We start from the raw sequence: 9,671 nt of genomic DNA, 5'->3' as shown, positions 1-9,671 counted from the left end.
ATGCGTGACCTGGGCTATCAGTACGTCGTGGTCGACGACTGCTGGATGAACTCCACCCGCGACTCGGCCGGGAACCTGCAGGCCAACTCCTCACGCTTCCCGAGCGGGATGAAAGCCCTCGGCGACTACCTGCACGGCAAGGGACTGAAGTTCGGCATCTACCAGGCCCCGCTGGACAAGACCTGCGCGCAGTACTTCAACAGCTACCCCGGCGCGACCGGCGCCCAGGGACACGAGGCACAAGACGCCAGGCAGTTCGCCGCCTGGGGCGTGGACTACCTGAAGTACGACTGGTGCTCACCGACCGGCACCATCGACGACCAGGTCCGCACGTTCGCCAAGATGCGAGACGCCCTGGCGGCCAGTGGACGGCCGATCCTGTACAGCATCAACTCCAACAGCGTCCACGACAAGACCGGACCACGGCGCGACTGGGGCGATATCGCCAACATCTGGCGGACCACCGAGGACATCACCAACAAGTGGGACACCGGCCAGACCAACGGATACCCGATGGGCATCCAGAACATCGTCAACGTCACCGTCCCGCTCGCCTCCTACGCCAGGCCGGGGGCGTTCAACGACCCCGACATGATGGAAGTCGGCCGGGGCGGCATGACCGACACCGAGATGCGCAGCCACTTCGCCCTGTGGGCGATCATGGCCTCCCCCCTCATCGCCGGCAACGACCTGCGGAACATGGACGCGGCGACGCAGACGATCCTGAAGAACCAGAACCTGATCGCCATCAACCAGGACTCGCTCGGTCTGCAGGCACGCCAGATCAGCAACGACGGAACCCGGCGCGTGCTGGCCAAGAAGCTCAGCAACGGCGACGTCGCGGTCGCCCTGTTCAACCAGGGCGGCACCACGACCACGGTCAGCACCACCGCGTCCGCGGCCGGCCTGTCGGGCGGGTCGTTCACCCTGCGCGACGCCTGGACCAACGCCGTCAGCGGCAGCACCGGCACCATCTCGGCCAGCGTGCCGGCGCACGGCACCGTCGTGTACCGAGTCAGCGGCGGCACATCACCGTCCCCGTCCGCGTCCCCGTCCGCGTCCCCGTCGGCATCCCCATCCCCGTCGACGTCTCCGGGTACGGCGGGGGCGATCCGTGGTGTGGGGTCGAACCGGTGCCTGGACGTGACCGGCGGCTCGGCCACCAACGGCGCGCAGGCGCAGATCTGGGACTGCAACGGCCAGGCCAACCAGCAGTGGACCTCCACCGCCTCCGGTGAGCTGCGGGTCTTCGGCAACAAGTGCCTGGATGTGAACAACCGGGGCACCGCCGACGGCACCACCGTGCTGATCTGGGACTGCAACGGCCAGAACAACCAGCAGTGGCGGTTCAACTCCGACGGCTCCATCACCGCCGTCGGCGCGAACAAGTGCCTGGACGTGCCGAACAACGCCACGGCCAACGGCACCAAGCTGGCCATCTGGACCTGCAACGGCGGAGCCAACCAGCGCTGGACCCGCACCTGACCCAGCACCCCTCATGCCGGGGCGGCCTCTCGTGGCCGCCCCGGCATGCTCGTACCCGGGCCTGATCAGGCGCCCGGCGGCGCGACGGACTCGCGGACGCGGACCGGCATCGGGACGCGGTGCACCTCGCCCTCGCGGTGGGCGTCCTCGTCCTGCCGGCCCATCTCGGCGAACAGGACGTCGACGGCCGCGCGGCCGAGCTCGTAGTGGGGGAGGGCCACCGTCGTCAGCTTGGGGCGCATCCACGCCGCGATGGGGTGATCGTCGAAGGAGACGACGGAGACGTCCCCGGGCACTTTCAGCCCGAAGTCGTCGAGCGCCTGGTAGGCGCCCAGCGCGAGCCGGTCATTGAAACAGATCAACGCGCGGGGACGCTCGGTCCTCATCAGCGCGCGTGTGAGTTCCAGGCCGCGCTCCGGCTCCCAGTCACGGCAGACGCGTCCGCCCGCCACCTTGACGCCCGCCGCGCCGAGCACCTCACGGATGCCGATCAGCCGTTCCACCGCCGCGACGCTCCCGGCGGCCACGTCACGCATGGCCGGGCCGGCTCCGATGAGGTAAATGCCCTCGCGATGGCCGGCGTCGAGCAGTATGCGGGCGGCGCTGCGGCCCGCCTCGACCTCGTCGGGGAGGACGGAGGGGAGAGGGGAGGGCTGCTTGGGGACGGCGTTGAGCAGGACGGCGGGAGCGGCGGTGATCCCCTTGGGCAGCTTGATAGTTCTCGTGAACATCGACGCCAGGATGATCCCGTCGACCTGACGGTCGTGCATGGCCTGCAGCAGGCGGCGCTCCAGCTCGGCCTCTCCCTCCGTCTCACCGATGAACAGCATCACGCCGCGTTCCCGGGCGGCCTCCAGCGCTCCCTTGATCATGTCGCCGGCGAGCCGTGAGGTCGCGACCGTGTCGGAGACGAACCCGATGGTCCGCGTCGTTCCGGTGCGCAGGCCAACGGAGACTATGTTGGGCCGGTACTGCAACTCGTCCGCGGCCTTGAGGACGCGCTGCTCGACGTCGTGGGAGATGCGCAGCTCCCGCCCCCGGCCGGACAACACGAGCGACGCGGTGGTCGGAGAGACACCGGCGATCTTGGCGACATCGGCCAGCGTGACCCGTCGTGGGCTCACCGAGAAACCTCCTGCGTTGTGAGGGGTTGACACCCTGCGGCACGCATGGTGAGACTATCGCATTGCTAATCCGATTTAGCAAACCTGAGCCCGGGGTTTCGCCTCTGCCGGCGAGTCCCTGATCTATTGAGGAGACGCAGATGTCGCGTCGAGTTCGCAACCGCTGGAACGGGGCGGTGCTGACGGTCGTGGTGGGGGGAACGCTCGCCGCGGGCTGTGGGGGGCCCGGAAGCGACGCCCCGCAGCCGGAGGCCACCACCGGCACAGCCCTTTCAACGACACCGACCTGTGGCACGACGCCGGTCACGCTCAAGGCGTACATCGAGACCGGCTTCCCGATCACCAAGGCGCTCACCACCGAGTTCACCAAGCAGCACCCGAACGTCACGTGGAACGTCCGGGAGGACCAGTTCGCCGTGATCACACAGAACGCCCCGCGCGTCCTCGCGGACGACCCGCCGGACCTCATGCGGCTTCCCCAGGTCTCGGAGCTGGTCAAGGACAACCTGCTCAAGAACATGGACGGCTACGCGAAGGCGTTCGGCTGGGACTCCTGGCCCGCCTCGCAGCTCCAGCAGATGCGGCTGGGCCCCGGCGGCCGCACGCGCGGCGAGGGATCGCTGTACGCCATGGGGCTGAACTTCAGCATGACCGGCGTGTTCTACAACAAGAAGCTCGCCGGCAAGATCGGAATGTCCGCTCCGCCGGCCACCCTCGCGGAGCTCGACGACGCGCTCGCGAAGGCCAAGAGCGCGGGCATCACGCCGATCGCCCAGTTCAACGGCGGAGCCACGGGCGGGCTCGCCTTCCCCCTCCAGGACCTCATGGCCTCCTACGGCCCCGCCGCGCCGATCAACGACTGGATCTTCCAGAAGCCGGGCGCCACGATCGACACGCCGTCGAACGCGCAGGCCGCGGAGCATCTCGGCAAGTGGGTCAAGGCCGGATACTTCTGGAAGGACGTCAACGCCGTCGACTACGCGACGATGATGAGCCGGTTCATCGGCGGCGACGGCCTGTTCATGTTCAACGGCGACTGGGAGTCGGGGAACCTCGACAAGCAGATGAAGGGCGGCGCGGGCTTCTTCCTGATGCCGCCGGCCCAGGCAGGCGGGAAGCGGGCCGCGATGTCGGCTCCCCTCACCTACGGGATCAGCGCGAGGGCGAAGAACGCCGACTGCGCGGCCTTCTTCCTCAACTGGGTGGCCACCGACTCCAAGGCCCGCGACATCGCCGTGGCCATCGGCGGCTCGCACCCCATGGGCCCGGCCGACGCGCACATGCCGAGCGTGACACCGGGCACGGTCACGGCGAGCACGCTGGACGCGGGAGCGGACATCGCCAAGGACAACGGCGCCATGGACTTCATCGCCAACGCCACGGGCGCGATCTACGCCAAGAGCTGGACCCCGCAGCTGCAGAAGCTCGTCGCCGGGCAGCAGACCCCGGAAGGGCTCCTCAAGTCGGTCCAGAGCGACTACAAGAGCCAAGTAGGGGGGAGCTGAGCACCGATGACACGGCCGACTCCCGACGCCGCCGATCCCTCCGGGGCACGGCCAGAGCCGGCAGCCGTGGCGAAGAAGAGGAGCCCCGCTCCGGCGGGGCTCCGCACGCCAGGCTGGGTCGGCTGGCTGTTCGTCGCTCCGGCGCTCGCCTTCTACGCCGTCTTCGTCCTGCGGCCGATCGCCCTCACGCTCCAGTACTCGATGTACCGCTGGGACGGCATCGGACCGTCCACGTGGGCGGGGCTGGACAACTACGTGAAGGTCTTCACCGACCCCGACCTGTTCGCCTCCATCCTCAACGCCTTCAAGCTGATCGTCTTCTTCAGCGCGATCCCCGTCGTGCTGGGCCTGGCGATCGCCTCCACCATCCGGCGGATCGCCGCGAGCCGCCTCGCGCTCGTCGCCCGGACCGTCGTCTTCCTGCCGCAGGTCATCCCGCTCGTCGCGGCCGGCATCGCGTGGAGCTGGCTGCTCTCGTCGACGGGACTGGTCAACCAGCTGCTTGAGCGCGTCGGCCTCGGAGGGGTGGTGCGCGCCTGGCTGGGGGACTTCTCGACCGCCCTGCCCGCGGTCGGGGTGATCGGCGCGTGGGTGCTGCTCGGCCTGTGCACGCTCCTCCTCCTGGCCGGCCTGAGCAAGATCGACCCGGCGCTGTACGAGGCCGCTCGCATGGACGGAGCCGGGCCCGTGCGCGAGTTCCTGTCCATCACGGTCCCGAGCCTGCGCCAGGAGATCGGCGTCTGCGTCACGGTCACCGTGATCGCGGCCCTGGCCAGCTTCGACATCGTCTACATCGCCACTCAGGGCGGTCCGGGGAACTCGACCATGGTCCCGGGTCTGGAGATCTACTACCTGGCCTTCTCGGAGCGGCAGGTCGGCATGGCCTCGGCCCTGGCCGTCGTGCTCATGGTGCTCGTCCTCGTCTGCGCGCTTCCCATCCAGTGGCTCACGAAGGACAGGTCCTCATGATCGTCGGACGCCGGGAGACGTGGACCGGACGGCTGCTGCTCGTCCTGCTGATGGCGATCACGCTGCTGCCCTTCGTCAGCCTGTTCGTCACCGCCCTGCACCCCTCAGGCAGCTACCCGCCCGGTCTCGACTGGCCCGCCGAGCTGCACTGGGGCAACTTCGCCGAGGCCTTCCAGGCGGCGCACATGGGCGAGCTGCTGAAGTCGAGCACGCTCATCGTGGTCGGTGTGGTCCCGGTCTCGCTCCTCATCGCGACGCTCGCCGGCTTCGCCATCGGCCACCTGAGGATGGCCGGGCGCCAGGCGGTGTTCCTGATCTTCGTCCTCGGCCTGACGCTTCCCTTCGAGGGCATCATCACGCCGCTGTACTACCAGGTGCGCGACATGGGGCTGCTGAACACGCGGTGGGCCATCATCCTGCCGCTCATCGGGCTGTTCATGCCGTTCTCCGTCTTCTGGATGCGCGCGCACTTCGTGAACATGCCCGCGGAGCTGTCCGAGAGCGCGCGGATCGACGGCGCGAACGTGTGGCAGCTCTTCTGGCGCGTTCACGTCCCGCTGGCCATGCCGGCCCTGTCGTCCCTGGCCATCCTGCTGTTCCTGTGGACCTGGAACCAGTTCCTCCTGGCGATCGTCCTGGTCGACGATCCGCTGAAGCGGACGATGTCCGGAGCGCTGGGCGCCTTCCAGGGGCAGTGGGGCACCGACATCCCGCTGCTCTGCGCGGGGTCGCTGCTGATCCTGGCCCCCACGCTGGTGATCTTCCTCGTCTTCCAGCGCCGCTTCGTCACCGCCCTGCTCCAGGGCTCGCTGAAGGGGTGACACGCATGAAAGAAGCGGCACCCGTGTACGGCGGGATCGAGGCGGGCGGGACGAAATGGGTGTGCGCGGTCGCCGACGCCGGGGGACGCCTTCGGGACACCGAGGTCATCCCCACGACGACGCCGGAGACGACCATCGCGGGCGCGACGCGGTTCTTCCAGCGCCATGAAGGGCTCGCCGCGATCGGCGTCGGAACCTTCGGCCCCGTGGACCTGCGACCGGCGTCGTCGACGTACGGCCACATCACGGCCACGCCCAAGCCCGGCTGGGCGTACACCGACGTCGTCTCGCCGCTGCGCGCCGCGTTGGGTGTGCCCGTCCGCGTCGACACGGACGTGAATGCGGCCGCGCTGGGGGAGTGGCGGAGGGGAGCCGGGGAAGGGCTGGCGACGTTCGCGTACATCACCGTCGGCACCGGCATCGGCGCGGGCGCGGTGGTGAACGGCCGATTGGTGCACGGCCTCCTGCATCCCGAGTTCGGTCACATCCGCATCCCCCACGATCTCGGCCGGGATCCCTTCGCCGGGAGCTGCCCCTTTCATGGGGACTGCCTGGAGGGGCTCGCGTCCGGGGAGGCGATGCGCCGGCGGTGGGGCCGTCCCGCCGAGCACGTGGACGACCCGTCGGCCTGGGAGCTCGAAGCCGAGTACCTCGCGCTCGCCGTGGTGAACCTGACCTACACGCTGTCGCCCGAGCGGGTCATCGTGGGCGGGGGCGTGCCGAAGCACCCCTCCCTGCTCCCGGCGGTGCGGGCGCGTGTGCTCGGCCTCGCCGCCGGCTATCCGGCGCCGGGCGACGCCGCGGCGATGGGGGGATACGTCGTCGGCCCCTCTCTCGGTGACCGCTCGGGGGTCGTCGGGGCCGTGGAACTCGCACGCGACGCGACGGGATCGCACGGTCATGACGCCGGCTCGTCACTTCTCGAATGACTCGGAGGTCTTTTTCGATGGTTCGTCGATCAGGGGAGAGGGCCGCGTGAACGACGCCGGGCCGGCGCACTGGACGCGGCGTCACATCGAACTGCTCACCGAGAACGACGCCACCACGGCGCCGGTCATCGCCTTCCCGGCCCAGCCCCGCGTGCTGCCCCACGACGACGTCTGGGACCTGTGGCCGATCCAGGAGGAGGACGGTTCGACGGCGATCGCCGGCGGCCGCGAGCTGTGGATGGCGCTCTCGGCGCCCGCCCTCGGCCACCCCGAGGAGCGCCACGATCGCGCCCGCATCCGGTTGCTCGCGAAGGACGGCGACGGCTGGACGGACCTCGGGCACGCGTTCGCCGACGGCGCCTCACCGGGCAGCCGCGAGTGGTCGGGCTCGGCGGTCCGCAGGCCCGACGGCACGGTGTCGGTATTCTACACGGCCACCGGGCGGCGGGGCGAGGCGCGCCCGACGTTCACGCAGCGTGTCGTCGAGGCGCGCCCCAGGCTGGACGTCGAAGGCGGCCGTGTCGTGCTCGAACGCGGTGGCGAGCACCGCGAGGTGCTCCGTTCTGACGGCCTGGCCTACCTGCCGGCCGACGAGATCGACGGCGGGCCCGGGCGGATCAGGGCCTTCCGCGACCCCGGCTGGTTCCGCGACCCCGCCGACGGGCGCGAGCACCTGCTCGTCGCCGCGTCCGTCGCGTGGCGGGACCGTTTCATGGGCGCGGTGGCGATCGCCGGCGCCCACTCCGGCGGCTGGTCGCTCCAGCCGCCCCTCCTCGTGGCCGACGGCGTCAACCAGGAAATCGAGCGGCCGCACATCGTCGTCCACGACTCGTCGTACTACCTCTTCTTCTCCACACAGCGCCACGGGTTCCACCCGCGCGGGAGCGCGCCCACCGGGCTCTACGGCTTCGCCGCCCCCCGCCTGACAGGGCCCTACACGCCGCTCAACGGCTCCGGGCTCGTGATCGGCAACCCCTCAGAAGAGCCCGACCAGGCGTACGCCTGGCTGGTGTTGCCCGATCTCCGGGTCGTCAGCTTCCTCAACTACCGGTCCACCGGAGAGGAGAACCCGTTGCGGGCCGGGTCCTCCTCCGCGCGGGCCGGCTTCGGCGGGACCATCGCACCGGTCCTCGAGCTCACCCTCGACGGCACCCGCACCCGTGTCGCGGCCCACACGCCGGCCACGCAGCCGATGGGGTGAAGGAGGCGGATCAGGTGCGGGTCCACCTCTGGTTGGCCCCGCCGTTGCAGGTCCAGATCTGCAGTTTGACGCCGTTGGCGGTGGAGTTGCTCGGCACGTCCAGGCACTTGTTCGCCCCGACCGCGGTGATGGAGCCGTCGGAGTTGAAGCGCCACTTCTGGTTGTTCTGACCGTTGCAGTCCCAGATGATCACGGTGCTGCCGTTCGCGGTGCCCGCGCCGTTGACGTCGAGGCACTTGCTGCCGAAGACCCGCAGCTCACTGGCGCTGGTGGAGGTCCACTGCTGGTTGGCCTGCCCGTTGCAGTCGTAGATCTGCGCCTGCGCACCGTTGGTGGCCGAGTTGCCGCTGACGTCCAGGCACCGGCCCGACCCCACACCACGGATCGCACCCGCCGCGCCAGGAGACGTCGACGGCGTGGGTGTGGGCGACGGCGTGGGTGTGGGCGACGGCGTGGTGGTGCCGTCGAGGCCGAGGAAGGAGATGGCGTAGGCGAGCTGGCCGGTCATCGGCAAATCGTGGCCGACGCCGCTGATGCTGACTCCCTCGATGGTGGCCTGGGTTCCGGTGTTCCCGTACCGGGTGCGCGTCCAGGTCGACTGCGGGTGGTCGGTGAAGCCCGGAGTGGTGCTCAACCCCTGGAGGTTGGTCCACTGCTTGATCTCCTCGCCGAAGTTCGGGTAGGCGAGGGTGGTGTCGGTGGTGCCGTGCCACAGCTGGATGCGGGGGTAGCGTCCGGTGTATCCGGGGTACATGGCCCGGGCTTGGTCGCCCCACTGCTGGGCGGTCTTGATGAGGTTGCCGCCGGAGCACTGGCTGTTCCACAGCGATCCGTTGGTGGTGGCGAAGCATCCCGCGGGCACGCCGGAGAACGCCGAGGCGGCGGAGAACACGTCCGGATACTGGGCGGCGAGCACGTTGGTCATCATGGCGCCGGAGGAGAAGCCGCTGACCACGATGCGGCCGGGGTCGACGTTGTAGCGCGAGCGGGCGTAGGAGACCATCGACATGATGCCGGTGGAGTCGCCGCCGCCGTTGCGCTTCAGCGCGTTCGGTGTGGAGACGTCGAAGCACTTCTCGCTGCGGGTGGCCTCGGGGAGCACGATGATGTAGCCGTAGCGGTCGGCCGCGGTGACGTAGTCGTGCCCGTTCCAGCCGAAGACCGAGCTGGCCGAGCCGCCGCAGTAGTGCACCAGCACCAGCAGCGCCGGCCGTGCCGCGACCCGGTCCGGCACGTAGATGTACATGTTCAGGTTCGTCGGGTTGTTGCCGAAACCGGTGACCTGGGTCAGCGACGCGGCAGCGGCAGGCCGGACCCCCAGGAGCATGCCCGCCACGGTCACCAGGGGGAGGAGAGCCGCCGCCAGCACGGCTTTCAATCGTCGGGTCACGCTGTGTCCTTTCATCGTCGGGCCGCCGCCCTGGACATTTCGACGGGGCCCGAGGAAGCGTTCTCGTCCCTCGCATGCCTCGCCGAGATCCGCGCGGGCCCCGCGGCGTCGGGGGGCGGCCCGGAGGGGCCGCCCCGGCATGCGGAGTGCTGGGTCAGGTGCGGGTCCAGCGCTGGTTGGTTCCGCCGTTGCAGGTCCAGATCTGCAGCTTGACGCCGTTGGCGGTGGAGTAGTTCGGCACGTCGAG

At 69.7% G+C, this 9,671-nt stretch carries 9 protein-coding genes; 6 read left to right on the top strand and 3 right to left on the bottom strand.

Annotation, left to right across the window (positions count from 1 at the left end; all coding sequences use genetic code 11):
* Positions 1-1,485: lectin (locus AB0B72_RS39855; protein WP_367744974.1), on the top strand; the 1,485-nt coding region annotated here is incomplete at its 5' end.
* 65 nt (positions 1,486-1,550) lie between these two features.
* Here AB0B72_RS39855 and AB0B72_RS39850 read toward each other — a convergent pair.
* Positions 1,551-2,609, bottom strand: coding sequence for a LacI family DNA-binding transcriptional regulator (locus tag AB0B72_RS39850; protein ID WP_367744973.1), 1,059 nt, complete (start codon positions 2,607-2,609; stop codon positions 1,551-1,553).
* Positions 2,610-2,749: 140 nt separating this feature from the next.
* On the opposite strand from AB0B72_RS39850, the gene AB0B72_RS39845 reads away from it, so the two are divergent.
* The 5 genes from AB0B72_RS39845 to AB0B72_RS39825 are packed head-to-tail and all read left to right on the top strand — an operon-like array spanning position 2,750 to position 8,034.
* Positions 2,750-4,114 (top strand): ABC transporter substrate-binding protein, encoded by a 1,365-nt coding sequence (locus AB0B72_RS39845; RefSeq protein ID WP_367744971.1) that lies wholly within the window; start codon positions 2,750-2,752, stop codon positions 4,112-4,114.
* Positions 4,115-4,120: 6 nt separating this feature from the next.
* The gene (locus tag AB0B72_RS39840) at positions 4,121-5,083 is read left to right on the top strand and encodes a carbohydrate ABC transporter permease (protein WP_367744970.1); all 963 of its coding nucleotides are present in this window, start codon (positions 4,121-4,123) and stop codon (positions 5,081-5,083) included.
* Positions 5,080-5,904 carry a carbohydrate ABC transporter permease gene (locus AB0B72_RS39835; protein WP_367744969.1) on the top strand — a complete coding sequence of 275 codons (825 nt, stop codon included), beginning with the start codon at positions 5,080-5,082 and terminating at the stop codon, positions 5,902-5,904. The genes AB0B72_RS39840 and AB0B72_RS39835 overlap by 4 nt, the downstream gene beginning before the upstream one ends.
* A 5-nt stretch (positions 5,905-5,909) precedes the next feature.
* Positions 5,910-6,833 (top strand): ROK family protein, encoded by a 924-nt coding sequence (locus AB0B72_RS39830; protein WP_367744967.1) that lies wholly within the window; start codon positions 5,910-5,912, stop codon positions 6,831-6,833.
* Positions 6,834-6,879: 46 nt separating this feature from the next.
* A complete protein-coding gene (locus tag AB0B72_RS39825; RefSeq protein ID WP_367744966.1) occupies positions 6,880-8,034 on the top strand; it encodes a glycoside hydrolase family 68 protein in 1,155 nt (384 codons plus the stop codon).
* A gap of 10 nt (positions 8,035-8,044) precedes the next feature.
* Here AB0B72_RS39825 and AB0B72_RS39820 read toward each other — a convergent pair whose 3' ends face one another.
* A complete protein-coding gene (locus AB0B72_RS39820; RefSeq protein ID WP_367744965.1) occupies positions 8,045-9,424 on the bottom strand; it encodes a PHB depolymerase family esterase in 1,380 nt (459 codons plus the stop codon).
* Positions 9,425-9,578: 154 nt separating this feature from the next.
* Positions 9,579-9,665, bottom strand: a complete 87-nt coding sequence (locus tag AB0B72_RS39815) for a hypothetical protein (RefSeq protein WP_367744975.1) — start codon at positions 9,663-9,665, stop codon at positions 9,579-9,581.
* Positions 9,666-9,671 lie beyond the last annotated feature (6 nt).

Source organism: Microbispora sp. NPDC049125, from assembly GCF_040802045.1.
Lineage (GTDB): Bacteria > Actinomycetota > Actinomycetes > Streptosporangiales > Streptosporangiaceae > Microbispora.
The sequence above is the reverse complement of the archived record's forward strand: the minus strand, read 5'-3'. Positions and strand labels throughout refer to the sequence as shown.

Coding starts and splice junctions, on each gene's coding strand:
- AB0B72_RS39845 (WP_367744971.1), top strand. CDS start 2,750: ATGTCGCGTCGAGTTCGCAACCGCTGGAACGGGGCGGTGCTGACGGTC.
- AB0B72_RS39830 (WP_367744967.1), top strand. CDS start 5,910: ATGAAAGAAGCGGCACCCGTGTACGGCGGGATCGAGGCGGGCGGGACG.
- AB0B72_RS39840 (WP_367744970.1), top strand. CDS start 4,121: ATGACACGGCCGACTCCCGACGCCGCCGATCCCTCCGGGGCACGGCCA.
- AB0B72_RS39835 (WP_367744969.1), top strand. CDS start 5,080: ATGATCGTCGGACGCCGGGAGACGTGGACCGGACGGCTGCTGCTCGTC.